The 15,961-nt window shown below is 72.3% G+C and carries 15 protein-coding genes and 1 pseudogene; 7 read left to right on the top strand and 9 right to left on the bottom strand.

Features of this window, described 5'->3' with window-relative positions:
• Window positions 1–15 precede the first annotated feature (15 nt).
• From MUN78_RS10395 to MUN78_RS10360, 8 genes and pseudogenes are all read right to left on the bottom strand, one after another.
• Window positions 16–945: pseudogene (locus MUN78_RS10395) on the bottom strand (hydantoinase/carbamoylase family amidase); the annotation flags it as partial.
• A complete protein-coding gene (locus MUN78_RS10390) occupies window positions 942–1,904 on the bottom strand; it encodes a PfkB family carbohydrate kinase (protein ID WP_244726307.1) in 963 nt (320 codons plus the stop codon). The pseudogene MUN78_RS10395 and the gene MUN78_RS10390, both read right to left, overlap by 4 nt.
• Window positions 1,897–2,844, bottom strand: coding sequence for a nucleoside hydrolase (locus tag MUN78_RS10385; RefSeq protein ID WP_244689667.1), 948 nt, complete (start codon window positions 2,842–2,844; stop codon window positions 1,897–1,899). The genes MUN78_RS10390 and MUN78_RS10385 overlap by 8 nt, the downstream gene beginning before the upstream one ends.
• Entirely contained in the window at window positions 2,844–3,593 is a 750-nt protein-coding gene (locus MUN78_RS10380) for a glutamine amidotransferase (protein ID WP_244689666.1), read from the bottom strand. The genes MUN78_RS10385 and MUN78_RS10380 overlap by 1 nt, the downstream gene beginning before the upstream one ends.
• A 12-nt stretch (window positions 3,594–3,605) precedes the next feature.
• Entirely contained in the window at window positions 3,606–4,661 is a 1,056-nt protein-coding gene (locus MUN78_RS10375; RefSeq protein WP_244726305.1) for a phosphotriesterase family protein, read from the bottom strand.
• Entirely contained in the window at window positions 4,658–5,656 is a 999-nt protein-coding gene (locus MUN78_RS10370) for an ABC transporter permease (protein WP_244689662.1), read from the bottom strand. Before MUN78_RS10370 ends, MUN78_RS10375 begins: the two co-directional genes overlap by 4 nt.
• A 6-nt stretch (window positions 5,657–5,662) precedes the next feature.
• Window positions 5,663–6,397, bottom strand: a complete 735-nt coding sequence (locus MUN78_RS10365; RefSeq protein WP_244726303.1) for an ATP-binding cassette domain-containing protein — start codon at window positions 6,395–6,397, stop codon at window positions 5,663–5,665.
• A 63-nt stretch (window positions 6,398–6,460) separates the two neighbouring features.
• Entirely contained in the window at window positions 6,461–7,426 is a 966-nt protein-coding gene (locus MUN78_RS10360; protein WP_244726301.1) for a substrate-binding domain-containing protein, read from the bottom strand.
• A 116-nt stretch (window positions 7,427–7,542) separates the two neighbouring features.
• Between MUN78_RS10360 and MUN78_RS10355 the strand changes: the two genes are divergently transcribed.
• Window positions 7,543–8,565, top strand: a complete 1,023-nt coding sequence (locus MUN78_RS10355) for a LacI family DNA-binding transcriptional regulator (RefSeq protein ID WP_244726299.1) — start codon at window positions 7,543–7,545, stop codon at window positions 8,563–8,565.
• A 29-nt stretch (window positions 8,566–8,594) separates the two neighbouring features.
• Complete coding sequence (locus tag MUN78_RS10350; protein ID WP_244689655.1) at window positions 8,595–9,473, top strand: PP2C family protein-serine/threonine phosphatase; 879 nt, start codon at window positions 8,595–8,597, stop codon at window positions 9,471–9,473.
• A gap of 73 nt (window positions 9,474–9,546) precedes the next feature.
• On the opposite strand, the gene MUN78_RS10345 is transcribed toward MUN78_RS10350, so the two are convergent.
• Complete coding sequence (locus MUN78_RS10345) at window positions 9,547–10,926, bottom strand: aminotransferase class III-fold pyridoxal phosphate-dependent enzyme (protein ID WP_244726297.1); 1,380 nt, start codon at window positions 10,924–10,926, stop codon at window positions 9,547–9,549.
• 52 nt (window positions 10,927–10,978) lie between these two features.
• Here MUN78_RS10345 and MUN78_RS10340 point away from each other — a divergent pair, with 52 nt between their 5' ends.
• From MUN78_RS10340 to MUN78_RS10320, 5 genes are all read left to right on the top strand, one after another.
• Window positions 10,979–11,494, top strand: a complete 516-nt coding sequence (locus MUN78_RS10340; protein WP_244726295.1) for an OsmC family protein — start codon at window positions 10,979–10,981, stop codon at window positions 11,492–11,494.
• Window positions 11,495–11,504: 10 nt separating this feature from the next.
• Window positions 11,505–13,085, top strand: coding sequence for a methionine--tRNA ligase (metG, locus tag MUN78_RS10335; protein ID WP_244726293.1), 1,581 nt, complete (start codon window positions 11,505–11,507; stop codon window positions 13,083–13,085).
• Window positions 13,082–14,014, top strand: a complete 933-nt coding sequence (locus MUN78_RS10330) for a TatD family hydrolase (protein ID WP_244726292.1) — start codon at window positions 13,082–13,084, stop codon at window positions 14,012–14,014. Before metG ends, MUN78_RS10330 begins: the two co-directional genes overlap by 4 nt.
• Window positions 14,011–14,898, top strand: coding sequence for a 16S rRNA (adenine(1518)-N(6)/adenine(1519)-N(6))-dimethyltransferase RsmA (gene rsmA, locus MUN78_RS10325; RefSeq protein WP_244726290.1), 888 nt, complete (start codon window positions 14,011–14,013; stop codon window positions 14,896–14,898). Before MUN78_RS10330 ends, rsmA begins: the two co-directional genes overlap by 4 nt.
• A 77-nt stretch (window positions 14,899–14,975) precedes the next feature.
• Window positions 14,976–15,908: a 4-(cytidine 5'-diphospho)-2-C-methyl-D-erythritol kinase gene (locus tag MUN78_RS10320; protein ID WP_244689644.1), complete on the top strand. Its 933-nt coding sequence runs from the start codon at window positions 14,976–14,978 to the stop codon at window positions 15,906–15,908.
• The last annotated feature ends 53 nt before the right edge of the window (window positions 15,909–15,961 follow it).

Genomic DNA, 15,961 nt, shown 5'->3' with positions numbered 1-15,961 from the left:
CGCGAGCTCGCGGGCGAAGGCCGTCTGCATCGTCTCGAGTTCGGCGCGTTCGGGGCTGCGGAACTCCCCGGTCACCGTCGCCGCCTCGGAAATGGTGTTCGTGAGCGGGCTCGGCGTCGTCAGCTGCCCGACCGTGCCGACGGTGGCGGTGCCGGAGGAGCCGACGCGGCGCACCGCGAGCACGGCGTCTGCGGCGCAGCACATGGCGTCCTGCCGCACGTCCATCGGCATGGTGCCGGCGTGGTCGCGGCGTCCACGCACCTCGAGGGAGAACGTGGTGATGCCGCAGATGCTCGTGACGATGCCGATGTCGGCGTTCTGCGCCTCGAGCTGGGGACCCTGCTCGATGTGCAGCTCGAGGTAGGCGGCGATGTCGGACGCCCGCCACCGCGCGGAGGCGAGCTCCTCGGGCCGGTGCCCCGCGCCCGCCATGAGCGCCGCGAGCGTGGTGCCCGCCGCGTCCCGGCTCGCGAGCGCGGCGGCGTCGAGGCTGCCGGCGACCGCGCGCGAGCCCACCAGTTTCACGCCCTGCGGATTGCCCTCCTCGTTCGCGAAGTCGACCACGCGGAGCCCGCGGCGCAGCCGCGTGCCCGAACGCCTGAGCATGCGGGCGACCTCGATGGCCCCGAGCACCCCGACGATGCCGTCGAAGCGGCCGCCGCCCGGCACGGTGTCCGAGTGGCTGCCGATCACGATGTCCGGGGCGCCGGGGACCTCGCCCTCGAGGTAGCCGATGACATTGCCTGCGGCGTCCTGGCGGGCGTCGAGTCCGGCGTCGCGCATGCGCTGCAGCACCCAGTCGCGCGCCGCTCGATCCTCCTCGCTGAAACCGGTCCGCGACCACCCGGGCAGCGACGACGACACGAGGGAGGCGAGGTGCTCCCACTCCGACTCGATGCGGTCGATCTCCGCGCGGCCCGCGCGGCCCGCGGTGTCCGCGCTCATCGCGCCACCGCCGCGTCACCGGGGACGAGCTGCGCGCGGGGGAGCTCCGTGCTGCGCGCCGAGGCCTCCACCGCGTCCGCGACGGCCCGTTCGAGGTCGCCGTGCGCGGCGAGCCCGCTCGCGAGCGTGCCGCAGAAGACGTCACCGGCCCCGGTGGTGTCGATCGCCCGCACCGGAGGCGGCGCGAAGGTCCGCGGCGCCTCCGGTGCGGCGCCGCCCCCGGCCGGGTAGAGGGCGGCCCCGTCCGCGCCGAGCGTCACGACGACGTCGCCGTCGAAGCCGAGCGCGGCGACGCAGGCGCTCACCTCCGCGATGGTGCGGGGCACCGGAAGCCCCGCGAGCTGCGCGAGCTCGGTGCGGTTCGGCACGAGCAGGGTGAAGCCGGCCAGCAGCGGCCGCAGACCGGGATCGGCGGAGATGGGGGCGGGGTTCAGGATCCGCCACGCGAAAGCGCGCGCCCGGCCGCACTCGGCGAGGACGGCCAGCGGCGTCTCGAGCTGCGTGAGCAGCACGGGACCCGCCCGACGGTCGAGCGCCGCTGCGACGAGGTCGGGGTCGAGGTGGTCGTTGGCGCCGGAGGTGACGATGATGAGGTTCTCGGCGTCGTCGGCCACGACCACGGTCGCTGCGCCGCTCGGTGCGTGCGCGACGGTCTGCAGCTCCGAGAGGTCGACGTCGAAGGCGCGGAGGCCGGCCACGGCGGCTTCGCCAACGGCGTCCGCGCCGATCGCCCCGATGAACCGCACCGCGGCGCCCGCGGCGGCCGCGGCGGCCGCCTGGTTCGCCCCCTTGCCGCCCGGCGAGGACGCGGTGTCCGAGGCGAGGATGGTCTCCCCGGCCGTCGGGATGTGCGGCACCCGCACGGTCGTATCGAGGTTCACGGAGCCGACGACGGCGACCGCGGGGCGGTCTCCGCCCCGCGGTCCCACGGCGTCGCCGGGGGACGCCGGCTCAGTCACCGCGGGCTCCGAGCCGGTCGAGCGCGTCGAGGACGAGATCCCAGAACCGCGGCGCGTCGAGCGTCATGGCGACGCGGGCGTTGCGCGGCTCCTCGGGGTAGCGTCCGTGCAGATCGACGACGGTCTCGCCGCGCGTCCAGCGCCCGTCGAGCTCGACCGCGAGGAACGCCTCGCGCCACACGATGACGCCGGGGTCGATGAGCGCGGCGACGGTGCAGGGGTCGTGCACGGGGGGCGCGTCGAACTCCCAGACGCGGTGGTAGGAATCGCCGAAGAACCCCATCCAGGCCGCGCAGGTCTGCCCCACGGCGTGGGGCATGGCGACCATGCGGTCGACGACCTCGCGGGTCGCGAGCGCCTGATGCGTGAGGTTGAGGCCGACCATGCGGAGGGGGAGACCGGTCCGCAGCACCTCGTCGAGCGCTTCGGGATCCGCGAAGGTGTTGAACTCGGCGGAGGGGGTGTGGTTGCCGCGCTCGGTCGAGCCGCCCATGAAGACGATCTCGGTCACGCGTCCGACGAGATCGGGGCGGTCGCGGAAGAGCTGCGCGGCGTTCGTCATCGGGCCGGTGACCACGAGGGTGACGCCCTCCTCGGCGGCGTCGAGGACGCTCGCCATGAGCGCGACGGCCCCGCGGGGGTCCGGCTCGCGGCTGGGGGCGGGGAGCTCGGGCCCGTCGAGGCCGCTCGTCCCGTGCACGTAGTTGCCGAGCGCCTGCGCGCCGGCGAGCGGCCCGGCCGCGCCCGCGGCGACGGGGATGTCGGCCGCGCCTGCGAGGTCCAGGATCTGGATCGCGTTGCGCGTCGCGTCCTCGAGCGCGCAGTTGCCGAAGCACGTGGTGACGGCCCGGAGGTCGATCTCGGGGGAGGCGACGGCGAGGAGGATCGCCACCGCGTCGTCGTGCCCGGGATCGCAGTCGATGATGACCGGGGTCGCCATCACGCCGCCTCGTCCGCGAGCCAGCGGAGCATGCCGCCCACGAGGGGGGCGAAGCCGTCCCAGTCGAGGAAGGGCTGCGGGCACCAGTGCGGGCCGATGTCGGAGGTCCAGGCGAGCGTGCGTCCGGAGCCGACCTCGCGGGTGGCCAGGAGCGGATGGTCCCCGACCGTGGCGACGACGCGCGCGTCCTCGCGGGCCGAGACCTCGTTGTAGCCGAGCAGCTCGGGCGCGCCGGAGAGGAGCGGAGCGAGGGGGTGACCGGCGTCCGCGACGGCGACCGGGGCGCCTTCCGGCGCTTCCACGCGGTCATCGCAGAGCAGCATGCCGACGGGGAGCACCTCGGCGATCGGCGAGCGGGCGAAGTTCGCGGCCGCGTTGATGCCCTGGAAGCTGAGGTAGCCCCCAGCCATCATGAGGCCGCCGCCCTGCTCGGTCCACTCCACGAGGGCGCGGAGCGAGTTGTCGCTGCGCTCGCCGCGCTTCCAGGTCTCGGGGGTGAGCAGGAAGGAGTTCGCGCCGATGTCGGAGATGATGACGACGTCGTAGGCGGAGAGCGCCTCCGCCGTGCGCGGGAACTTCGCGGGCACGTCGTGCCCGTACATCTGCTCGACCTCGATGCCCTGCGTCGCCGCAGCCGCGATGAAGGCGTCGGCGCCGGTGTCGAACGAGGTGCTCGTGAAGGTGTCGAAGCCCTTCTGATGGATCTCGTGGATCGTCCAGCTCTCTCCGGCAAGCAGTACGCGAGGCATGATGGTCTCCTTCTAGTGGTCGGACTCGGCTGCGGGGGCGTCGCGCCCCTCGAACAGCGAACGGGGGTTGTCGATGAGGAAGCGGTCGATCGCGGCGCGGTCGAGGCCGTGCCGGGCGAGGCGGGGGACGAAGTACTGCAGGATGTGCCCGTAGCCGGGGCCGCCGTGGGCGCGCAGCAGCGACTTGAGGAAGATGTCCTGCGAGACGAGCAGACGATCGCCGAAGCCCGCGTCCACGAGGCCGACGAGGTGTCTGGCGTTGTCCTCGTCCGAGGGGCACTGCACCCCCTGGTCGGCGTAGAAGACCTCCATGCCGATCATGTCGTACTGCACCCAGGCGCCGCGGCGCAGCAGCTCGAGCTGGTACGCGCGATCCTCGCCCGAGGGGCCCATGTGGCAGAGCACGACGTCGCGGGGATCCGCGCCGTGGGCCTCGGCGAGATCGAGCACCTCGTGGCCGCGGCGGAACCAGCCGGGGAGGTGCACCTCGACGGGCAGTCCGCTCTCGCGCTGCGCGATGCAGGCGCCGGCGAGGCTGATCCGCTCGCGCTCCGTGAAGCCCGCGCCCACGCCGATCTCCCCGATGATGCCCGGGCGGATCCCGTCGACGCCGTGCGCGATGTCGTGCAGGATCTGCTCGGCGACGTCCTCGGAGGCGAACGCCGAGAAGCCCTCGGGGAGGCTGGGATCGAGGTAGTAGCCGGTGCCGGCGACGATGCGCACGCCGCTGCGCTCGCTGAGGTCCTTGAGCCCGCGGAGATCGCGCCCGCTGTTCATGCTCGTGGTGTCGACGATGGTGCGGCCGCCGAGCGCCGCGTACCGCGCGATCTCCGCGAGCGCGAGCTCGGGGTCGTCGAGGCGGCAGTTGTCGAGGTTGCCGAAGGGATCGTTCCGGAGCTCCCACAGCAGATCGGCGGTCACCGGGCGCCGCAGGTAGTCCTCCGCGTCCAGGCCCGGCGTCGTCGTCGGCTGCGCCCATGAGCTGGCGTCGTTGATGAGGTGCTCGTGGGTGAGCGTGATGCCGAGCTCGGCGGCCGGGACCGGCCCCGTGACGGTCATCACGGTCATGAGCCGCTCCGGGAGAAGCGGCTGAACAGGCGCGTGTTGACGAGGATCGCGATGACGAGGATGAGGCCCTGCACGATCGGGATCCAGTAGACGTCGACCTTCAGCAGCACGAGCCCGTTGCTGAGGATGCCGAGGGTGAGCGCGCCGATGGCGGAGCCCATGATGGAGCCGCGGCCGCCCATGAGCGAGGTCCCGCCGAGCACGACGGCCGTGATGACCTCGAGCTCGAACATGGTGCCGGAGTTCGGCGAGCCGCTCGAGAGGCGCGAGGCGGTGATGACGCCGGCGAGCGCGGCCGCGAAGCCGGTCATGCCGAGCACGGCCATCTGGATCTTGCGGATGTCGACGCCCGAGCGGCGCAGCGACTCGGCGTTGGAGCCCGTCGCCGTCACGTAGCGGCCGAAGCGGGTGTGATTGAAGACGTACCACGCGAGCGCCACGATGACGATCGCGATCCAGGTCGGCGTGTAGAGGCCGAGGAACTTGCCCTGGCCGATGGGCACGAGGAACGGCGAGTCGATCGGGGTGCTGTAGCCCTCGGTGATGAAGAGCGCCACGCCGCGCAGCGCCGTGAGGGCGGCCAGCGTCACGATGAACGACTGCATGCGCCCGAACGCCGTGAGCGCGCCGTTCACGAGGCCGACCGCGAGCCCCATCGCGAGCGTCAGCACGAGCGCGACGAGCCCGTTGCCCGAGACGGCCCAGATGCCGAGCGTCGCGGCGGAGAGGCCGACGATGGAACCGACCGAGAGGTCGATCTGACCCGTCGTGATGACGAAGGTCATCGCCATGGCGACGATGACCGTCGGCGCGATCTGCCGCGCGACGTTGACGAGGTTCTCCGCGGAGAGGAAGACGTCGGTCGCGGCCGAGAAGAAGATGAAGAGGATGAGGAAGACCAGGGTGATGGAGAGCACCCCGAAGTGCCGCCCGATGAACCCCTTCGAGCGGGCGGGCTTGGTCACGATGGCCTCGGTGTGGTGTGCATTCGTCACGGCGCGCTACTTTCCCATCATCGCGGTCACGAGCTCGGACAGCGAGGTTTCCTGCGGGTCGAGGTTCTTGTGGAGGACCCCCTCGTACAGCACGACGAGGCGGTCGCAGACCTCGAAGAGGTCCTGGAGTCGGTGGGTGATGAGGATCACGCTGACGCCGCGGGCGGAGACGTCGCGGATGAGCTGCAGCACCATCTCGACCTCGCGGGCCGCGAGCGCCGCCGTCGGCTCGTCGAGCACGAGCACCTTCGGATCGAAGGCGATGGCGCGGGCGATGGCGATGGCCTGCCGCTGACCGCCCGAGAGGGTGCCGACCTCCTGCGTGGTGTCGGCGATCCGGATGTGCAGCTTCTGCAGATCCTCCGCCGCCTCGCGATGCATCCGCGCGAGGTCGAGGCGACGGGTGAGCGGGTGGTAGGGCTCCCGGCCGAGGAAGAGGTTGCCGGCCACGTCGACGTCGTTGCAGAGCGCGAGATCCTGGTAGACCATCTCGATCCCCGCCCGCCGCGCGGCACGGGGGTCCGAGGTGGTGAGCGCCTCGCCGTCGACGAGGATGCTGCCCGAGTCCGGGGTGACGGCGCCCGCGAGCATCTTCATGAGCGTCGATTTGCCGGCGCCGTTGTCGCCGACGAGACCGATGACCTCGCCCTTGCCGACCGAGAGGTTGACCCCGCGGAGTACTTTGACGGCGCCGAAGTGCTTGCGGATGTCGACCATTTCGACACGCGGTGGTGCGTTCATCGGTTCCCTTTCCTGGTCTCTGCCATGACGGAGCGGGGGCGGTCGCGCCGCCCCCGCCGTCGCTTACTTGAAGGTCTCGCGGAAGTCGTCGACGTTGTCCGACGTGACGATGGTGATCGGGACGTCGATGAATCCCTGGGGCTCCGCACCGCCGAGGATGCTGTGCACCTCGGTGACGGCCTCGACGCCCTCCTGGCGGGGGTCCTGCTGGATCACGGCCGTGACGAGTCCGTCGTCGATGCCGGCGATGACCTCCGCGGTGAGATCCCAGCCGATGATCTTGGTCGCGCTGTCCGCGGAGAGCGCGGCGACGGCGCCGACGGTGGCGGGCTCGCCCGTGGTGTAGACGAAGTCGAGGTCCGGCTGGGCGGTGACCAGATCCTGCGCGGCGGTCGCGGCCTTCTCCTGGACGTTGTCGCCGTTGACGCTCTGCGTGTACTGGGCGCCGGCGGCGTCGATCGCCGCGCGGAAGCTGTCCTCGCGCTGGTTCTGGATGAAGGAGCTCTTCGCGTCGACGACGCCGTAGCTCTTGCCGTCGACGAGCCCCGCGTCGATGGCCCACTTCGCGGCCTCCGCGCCTGCGGCCTCGTTGTCGACGCCCACGAAGGTGTCGACGCCCTCGACTTCCGCGTCGATCGCGATGACGGGAATGCCCTGGGACTGGGCGGACTCGACCGCGGGGGAGACGCCGTTCACGTCGATGGCGACGACGATGATCGCGTCGACGCCCTGCGTGACGAAGTTCTCGATGTCGGAGCTCTGGCGGGCGGAGTCGTTGTTGGCGTTCGCGATGGTGAGCTCGCAGCCGAGCTCGTCCGCCGCCTCCTGGGCGCCGGCGTTCATCTCGGTGAAGAAGATCGCGGTCTGGTTGATCTGCGTCATGCCGATGCTGCACGAGTCGCTCGACTCGCCGGAGCCGCCGGTTTCGGTCGCCGGCTCGTTGCCGGTGGTGCAGCCGGTGAGGAGCGCGAAGCCCGCACCGAGGGCGAGCGTCGCGAACGCGGCGCGCCGTGGGAACCGAGTGTGCATGGGATACCTCCGTTGGTATGGGCTTGGAAATCGATTGCCAAGTGATTCTCGACACTAGTCTGGAGGGACTGCGGCGCCCAACGGCGCACGATATCGATTCGGTAACGGAAGTGGATATGGACGGACGGACGCGGAGCGTCACGATGCGCGAGGTGGCGCAGCACGCGGGGGTGTCCTCGTCGACCGTCTCGCGCGCCCTCAGCGGGAGCCGGGCGATGTCCGCCGAGATCCGGGACCGGGTGCTGCGCAGCGCGGAGGCGCTCGGGTACGAGGTGAATCTGCTCGGACGCGCCCTGCGGCAGCAGCGGCTCGACGTGGTCGGGCTGATCCTGCCCGATTTCTCCAACCCCTTCTTCACCGCGCTCGCCGAGCAGCTGGGCGCGGTCTTTCGCGAGGCGGGCTTCGAGCTGCTCGTCTCCAGCGCGGGGAACGACCTCGGGATCGAGCGCCGCGCCGTCTCCTCGTTCCTCGGGCGGCAGATCCATGCGCTCGTCGTCATCCCGAGCGACGAGGCCGCGAGTCGCGCGGCGCTCGACGCGGCGAGCCGGCGCGTCCCCACGGTGCAGTTCGACCGCAGGGTCGCCGATTCCGATGCGCCCTACGTCGGCTGCGACAACCGCATCGGGGTCGAGCTCATCGTCCGGCACGTGCGGGAGGTCACCCCGCCGGGCGAGCCCGTCGTGTTCGTCGGCGCCGGTACGGCCTCCTCGTCGGCGCGCGAACGGCGCGAGGCCTTCGCGGCGCTGATGCCGGAGGCGCTCATCCTCGACGGCAGCTTCGACGTCGCGTGGGGGCACCGCGCGGCGCGGGAGCTGCTGGATCGCGGGATCGCGGGCGCGACGGTCGTCACCTCCGCCGACGTCATCGCGCTCGGCCTCCAGAGCGAGCTGCAGGCCGCCGGACGTCGCGTTCCCGGCGACTTCCGGGTCATCGGCTTCGACGGCGTCGGCGTGGCCGACTACGCGCTGCCCGCGCTCACGACGGTGCGTCAGCCCGTGGAGGCCATGAGCCGCGCCATCCTCGAGCTCATCACCCGGGACGATCCGGCGACCCCCGCGGGGACCGTGCTCGTCGCCCCGGATCTCGTGCTCGGCGACTCGAGCCGCACGGCGTCCGGCCGGGCCGCCCGGGGGCGGTAGGATGATCCGGTGGGCAGGAAGCGGACGCTGTGACGACTCGGGGTGAGAACGGGTCTCGGCGACGCCTGCCCTATCGCAGGGGCGGAGACCTCGAGATCGAGCTCTCGTGGTTCGCGCTCACCGACGTCGGCCGCCGTCGCGAGACCAACCAGGACAGCTACGTCACGACGCCGCCGATCTTCGCGGTCGCCGACGGCATGGGCGGCCACTCGGCCGGCGAGATCGCATCGGCCGCGGTCGTGCGGCGGCTCGCCGAGCTCGGCGGCGAATCGAGCATCAGCGAGCGCGACATCGACGGCGTGCTCAGCGACGCCGTCGACGACATCGAGCTCGACGCGGGGGAGACGGAGCTCGGCGCGGGGACGACCGTCACCGGCGTGTGCTTCGGCAGCGACGAGGACCCCACGTGGCGCGTCTTCAACATCGGGGACTCGCGCGTCTATCAGTACTTCAAGGGCGCCTTCAGCCAGATCACCGTCGATCACTCGGTCGTCCAGCACCTCATCGACACGGGCGCCATCACGGAGGAGGAGGCGGAGGTCCATCCGCACGCCAATGTGATCACCCGTGCCGTGGGCTTCAACGAGGCTCCCGTGCCCGACTACACCTCGCTCGCGCTGATCCCGGGCCAGCGGCTCCTCATCTGCTCCGACGGGCTCACGAAGGAGCTCACGGACATCGGCATTCAGCACTTCCTCGCGACGCAGCCGACGGCGGAGGACGCGGCGCGCACGCTCGTGCGCCAGGCCGTCGAGAACGCCGGCCGCGACAACGTCACCGTGATCGTCATCGACGTGCACGCCGTCGGCGACGTGGTCGACACCGGCAGCCTCGAGTCCTCCGGGATCCCGCTCGCGGATCTGCCGCCGCACGAACCCGTGGCCACGGGGCCGATCGACCTGCGCTGACACCCGCCGGGCGGCCCGTCGGTCCGGCCCGTCGGCCGGGCGGGTGCCGGCGGCGCCGGGACCCGCCCCGCCGCTACGCGCCCGCGGCCGTGAACGACTCGTCGAGCACCGCGAGCACGTCGGCGAGCAGCGCGTCCGTCATCTTGAGCGAGGGCAGGAAGCGGATCGCCTGGTTGTGCACGCCCGTGCTCAGGAGCAGTACGCCGCGCTGGGCCGCCTCCTCGACGACGCGCGAGACGAGCGCGCCGTCGGGCTCCCGGGTGCCGGGCCGCAGCACCTCGATCGCGAGCATCGCGCCCGTGCCGCGGACCTCGGCGATCGCCGGGTGCGCCGCCTGCAGCTCGCGGAGCCCGCCGCCGAAGACCCGCTCGATGCGCCGCGCCTCGGCGAGGAGGTCGCGCGCCTCGATCTGCTCGAAGACGGCGACCGCCGCGGCGCACGCCACGGGGTTGCCGCCGAAGGTGCCGCCGAGGCCGCCGGGCTGCGAGGCGTCCATGATCTCGGCGCGGCCGGTGATGCCGGCGAGCGGGAGGCCGCCGGCGATGCCCTTCGCCGAGAGCAGGATGTCGGGCTCGACGCCGAACTGGGCGATCGAGAAGACCGTGCCGGTGCGGGCCATGCCGGCCTGCACCTCGTCGGCGATGAACACGATGCCGTTCTCGCGGCACCACGCGGCGAGCGCGGGGAGATAGCCCTCGGCCGGGACGATGAAGCCGCCCTCGCCCTGGATCGGCTCGACGATCAGGCACGCGAGGTCGGAGGCGCCGGCCTGCTTCTCGAGGAACGCGATCGTGCGCCGCGCGGCGTCCTCGCCGCTCAGGCCGTCGTGCAGCGGGTAGGAGTTCGGGGCCTTGTAGATGTCCCCGACGCGCGGGCCGTAGCCGAGGGCATAGGGAGCGGCCTTGTGGTTCATGCTGCTCGTGAGGAGCGTGCGCCCGTGATAGGCGTGCTCGAGCACGGCGATGCCCGGGCGCCCCGTGTACTTGCGCGCGATCTTCACGCCGTTCTCGACGGCCTCCGCCCCCGAGTTCATGAGCAGGGTCTTGTAGGGCGCCTCCGGCGTGGAGCCCGGCACGTGCTTCGCGAGGTGCTCGGCCACCTGCACGTAGGGCTCGTACGGAGTCATGGTGAAGAGCGTGTGGGTGACCTTGGCGAGCTGCGCGGAAGCGGCGGCGACGACCGCCTCGTCCGTGTGCCCGACCGTCATCACGCCGATGCCGCCGCAGACGTCGACGATCCGGTTGCCGTCGACGTCGACGAGGATCGAATCGTGCGCGCGATCGATGTAGACGGGCAGGACGCTGTGCACCCCGGGCGGCACGACCGCCTGTCGCCTGGCGTGGAGTTCGCGGGAGCGGGGGCCGGGGATCTCGGTGACGACGCGCCGCTCCTGCGGGATGTCGGTCGCCTCGGATCCGGTGCTGACGGCTGCGGTGCTGGTCGCTGAACTCATGACACGATCCTAGCCGCGCGCAGCTCGGCCCGGGGCGTCCTAGGCTGGGGCCATGGCAGAACTGCACGAGTACCGGGTCGGGATCGAGTGGACGGGCAACCGGGGGAGCGGCACGAGCGGATACCGCGACTACGGCCGCGAGCTGCTCATCCACGGCGAGAGCAAGCCGCCGCTCGCGGGGTCGGCGGACAAGACCTTCCACGGCGACCGGGACCGCTGGAACCCCGAGGAGCTGCTCGTCACGGCGCTCGCGCAGTGCCACATGCTCTCCTACCTGCACATGGCGGTGCGCGCCGGGGTGGTGGTGACCGCCTACCGGGACGACGCCGTCGGCGTCATGCGGCAGGAGGGGCTCGGCGGGGCGTTCACGGAGGTCGTGCTCCGGCCGCGGGTCGCGGTGGCGGAGGCGGGCATGGTCGAGGCCGCGCTCGCGGCGCACCGCGAGGCCTCGGAGCACTGCTTCATCGCGAACTCCGTGAACTTCCCTGTGCGGCACGAGCCGGAGATCGCGGTGGCCGCGGCGGGGACGGCGCCCGGAGGACGCGTCCCGGGCGCCGCTTCGCCTTAGAATGGAACCCATGCCCCACCCCTCCTCGTTCTTCCTCACCACGCCGATCTTCTACGTGAACGACGCCCCGCACATCGGGCACGCGTACACGGAGGTGGCGGCGGACGTGCTCGCCCGCTGGCACCGCCAGGCCGGCGACGACACGTGGTTCCTCACCGGGACGGACGAGCACGGGCAGAAGATCCTGCGCACCGCGACCGCGAACGGCGTCGCGCCGAAGGAGTGGGCGGATCGCCTCGTCGAGTCGTCGTGGAAACCGCTCCTCGATCTCATCGACATCTCCAACGACGACTTCATCCGCACGACGGACGCCCGCCACGAGGAGGGCGTCGCGAAGTTCCTCCAGAAGCTGTACGACGACGGCCACGTCTACGCGGGCGAGTTCGAGGCGCTCTACTGCGTCGGCTGCGAGGAGTTCAAGCCGAAGAGCGAGATCGTCGACGGCACCGGGGCCTTCGCGGGGGAGAAGGTCTGCGCGATCCACTCGAAGCCGCTCGAGCTGCTGCAGGAGAAGAACTACTTCTTCAAGATGAGCGCCTTCCAGGACCGGCTGCTCGCGCTCTACGAGGAGCGTCCCGACTTCGTGCAGCCCGCGAGCGCGCGCAACGAGGTCATCGCCTTCGTGCAGCAGGGGCTCGAGGATCTGTCGATCTCGCGCACCTCCTTCGACTGGGGCATCCCGATCCCCTGGGACTCGAGCCACGTCACCTACGTGTGGTTCGACGCGCTGCTGAACTACGTCACGGCCATCGGCTACGGGCGCGACGACGCCGAGTTCGCCCGGCGCTGGCCGGCGAACCACCTCGTCGGCAAGGACATTCTCCGCTTCCACGCCGTCATCTGGCCGGCGATGCTCATGGCGGCCGGCCTCGAGGTGCCCGACCGCGTGTTCGCGCACGGCTGGCTGCTCGTCGGCGGCGAGAAGATGTCGAAGTCGAAGCTCACGGGCATCGCGCCGAGCGAGATCACCGACACCTTCGGCTCCGACGCGTTCCGCTACTACTTCATGCGGGCCATCTCCTTCGGCCACGACGGCTCCTTCAGCTGGGAGGATCTCACCGCGCGCTACCACGCCGAACTCGCCAACGGCTTCGGCAACCTCGCGAGCCGCGTGCTCGCGATGAACGCGAAGTACTTCGACGCCCGCATGCCCGAGGCGGGCGTCGAGACGCCGGCGGACGCCGCGATCCGGGAGCTCGCCTCGACGGCCGCCGAGCGCGCGGACGCGCGCATCGAGACCTTCGCGATCCACGAGGCGATCGCGGCCGTCTGGGAGCTCGTCGACGCGCTCAACGGCTACGTGCAGGAGCAGCAGCCGTGGGCCCTCGCGAAGGATCCCGCGCAGCGCGACCGGCTCGCCACCGTGCTCGCCACGGCCACGGAGGGGCTGCGCGTCCTCGCGGAACTGCTCGCCCCCGTGATCCCGCAGGCGACGCGGAAGCTGTGGGCGGCGCTCGGCGCCGAGGAGCGCCTCGGCGCGCTCGACGCGCAGCCGCTGCGCGAGGCCGGCCGCTGGGGCCGGCTGCCCGCGGGCACCGAGCAGCGCGCGCTCGCCGTGCTGTTCCCGCGGATCGAGACGGAGGCGAAGTGAGCTCCGCCGGATCCGCGGGCCCGCCCGCCGGGAGGCTCCGCACGCGCTCCTCCGACGGCACCGCGCCGAGCCGACGCGATCTCAGCCGTCCGCCCAGCCCGGAGCCGCTGCCCGTCTCCGTCTACGACAACCACGCCCACCTCGAGTTCGAGGACGGCGTCGACCAGCTCGATCCGCTCGACTCGCTCGATCGCGCGGGGGCCGTCGGCGTCCGCGGCATCGTGCAGGTGGGCACCGACCTCGAGACGAGCCGGTGGAGCGCCGAGCTCGCGGCGCACGATCCCCGGGTGCTCGCCGCGGTCGCGCTGCACCCCAACGAGGCGCCCAGGCTCGCCGCGCGCGGGCTGCTGTGCGAGCAGCTCTCCGAGATCTCCCGTCTCGCGGCGCAGCCGCGCGTGCGCGCCGTGGGGGAGACCGGCCTCGACTTCTTCCGCACCGCCGAGGACGGACGGGAGGCGCAGCTCGAGTCCTTCGAGGCGCACATCGAGATCGCGAAGGCCAACGGCATCGCCCTGCAGATCCACGACCGCGACGCGCACGACGAGGTCGTCGCGACGCTCAGACGCGTCGGCGCGCCCGAGCGCACCGTCTTCCACTGCTTCTCCGGGGACGCGGCGCTCGCACGCATCTGCAACGAGCAGGGCTGGGTGATGTCCTTCGCCGGGACGACGACGTTCAAGAACGCGCCCGCGCTGCGGGAGGCGCTCTCGGTCGCGGATCCCGCGCTCGTGCTCGCCGAGACCGACGCGCCGTTCCTCACCCCCGAGCCCTTCCGGGGGCGCCCGAACGCGCCGTACCTCCTGCCCCACACCGTACGGCGCATGGCGGAGGCGCTCGGGGAGCCGCTCGACGAGGTGTGCGCGCGCATCGCGGCGAACACCGAGCGCGTGTACGGGTCCTGGGACCCCGAGCAGCGGGTCGCCGCGTGACCGACGCCCCCGCCCTCCTCGGCCCGATCGAGATCCGGGAGCTGGCGGAGCGCCTCGGGGTCTCCCCGACGAAGAAGCTCGGGCAGAACTTCGTGATCGACCCCAACACGGTCCGCAAGATCGTGCGGCTGGCGGAGGTCGAGGCGGGAGACCGCGTCGTCGAGATCGGGCCCGGGCTGGGCTCGCTCACGCTCGGCATCCTCGAGGCGGGCGCGGACGTCACCGCCGTGGAGATCGATCACCGGCTGGCGGCGGAGCTGCCCGCCACGGCGCGGTCGATGCAGCCGGAGGTCTTCGCCGACGCCGCACTGCCCCGGCTGCGCGTGCTCCGCAGCGACGCGCTCGACATCGGCGCGGGCGACATCGCCGGACTGCCGGCGCCGCCCGAGGTGCTCGTCGCGAATCTGCCCTACAACGTGTCCGTGCCGATCCTCATGCACCTGCTCGAGCTCATCCCGCAGCTGCGCGGCGGCCTCGTCATGGTGCAGGCCGAGGTCGGGCACCGGATCGCGGCGGCGCCCGGCTCGAAGGAGTACGGCTCGCCGAGCGCCAAGGCGGCCTGGTACGGGCGGTGGCGGATCGCCGGGACGGTGAGCCGGCGCATCTTCTGGCCGGTGCCCGGCGTCGACTCGGTGCTCGTCGGGTACGAGCGGTACGCCGAGCCGATCGGGAGCGAGGCGGAGCGGGAGCTGACGTTCGCGCTCGTGAACGCCGCGTTCGCCCAGCGGCGGAAGATGCTGCGGCAGGCGCTGCAACCCGTGCTCGGCCCGCTCGAGCGGGCCGTCGCCGTGCTGGAGGCCGGGGGAGCGGCGCCCACGGCGCGCGCCGAACAGCTCGGGATCGAGGATTTCCTGCGCATCGCCCGGGCGGCCCGCGCGGTCTGAGCGCCGCCGCGACGCGCGCCCCAGGGGCGCTCCCGAGGCGTGCATCCCGGGGTCACCGGGTGCGCTACCTTGTACGTATGGGTTCGATACGGGGGCGTTCGATCACGGTGCGCGCACCGGGAAAGATCAACGTGTTCTTCCGCGTCGGCGCACTGCAGCAGGACGGGTATCACGACGTCGCCTCGCTCTATCAGGCCGTCTCCCTGTTCGAGGAGGTGACGGCCGCTCCGGCCGCCGACTTCTCCGTGCGCTTCACCGGGCCGATCGACGGCTCGGCGCTGCCGGTCGACGACCGCAACCTCGCGCTCGCGGCCGCGAAACTGCTCGCCGAGCGCACCGGATATCCGGGGGGCGCCGCGCTCACGGTGTTCAAACGGGTGCCCATCGCGGGAGGCATGGGCGGCGGGTCCGCCGATGCGGCCGCGACGCTGCTCGCGTGCGACGAGCTGTGGGGCACCGGTCTCGGCCGCCACGGCCTGCTGCCGCTCGCGGCCGAGCTCGGCGCCGACGTGCCCTTCGCGCTCGAGGGCGGCACCGCGGTCGGCACGGGCCGGGGCGACGAGCTCAGCCCGGCGCTCGCGAAGGGCTCCTTCCACTGGGTGCTCGTGCTCTCCGACGCCGGGCTGAGCACGCCGCGCGTGTACGGCACCCTCGACGCGCACCGCGAGCGGCACGCCGGAGCGCTCGGGCCGCAGCCCGAGCTCGTGAAGGTCGAGACCGCCGTGCTGCAGGCCGTGCGCGTCGGCGACGCGGACTCGCTCGCCGAGGCGATGCACAACGACCTCCAGGTGGCGGCGCTCAAGCTCGCCCCGGGGCTCGTCGACCTGCTCGAGCAGGGCGAGTCCCGCGGTGCGCTCGCCGGAATCGTCTCGGGCTCGGGGCCGACGCTCGCCTTCCTCGTGGACAGCGCCGAGGCCGCCGCGAGCCTGCGCGGCATGTTCTGCCGCGAGGGGCACCGCGCGATCACGGTCACCGGCCCGGTGCCCGGGGCACGGGTGCTCGAGGGCTGACGCGCCGTGCGGCCGCGCTCGGGGGAATACGCGCCCCGTCCGACCGGTTGCAC

This window comes from Leucobacter allii (genome assembly GCF_022919155.1).
GTDB lineage: Bacteria > Actinomycetota > Actinomycetes > Actinomycetales > Microbacteriaceae > Leucobacter > Leucobacter allii.
The sequence above is the reverse complement of the archived record's forward strand: the minus strand, read 5'-3'. Positions and strand labels throughout refer to the sequence as shown.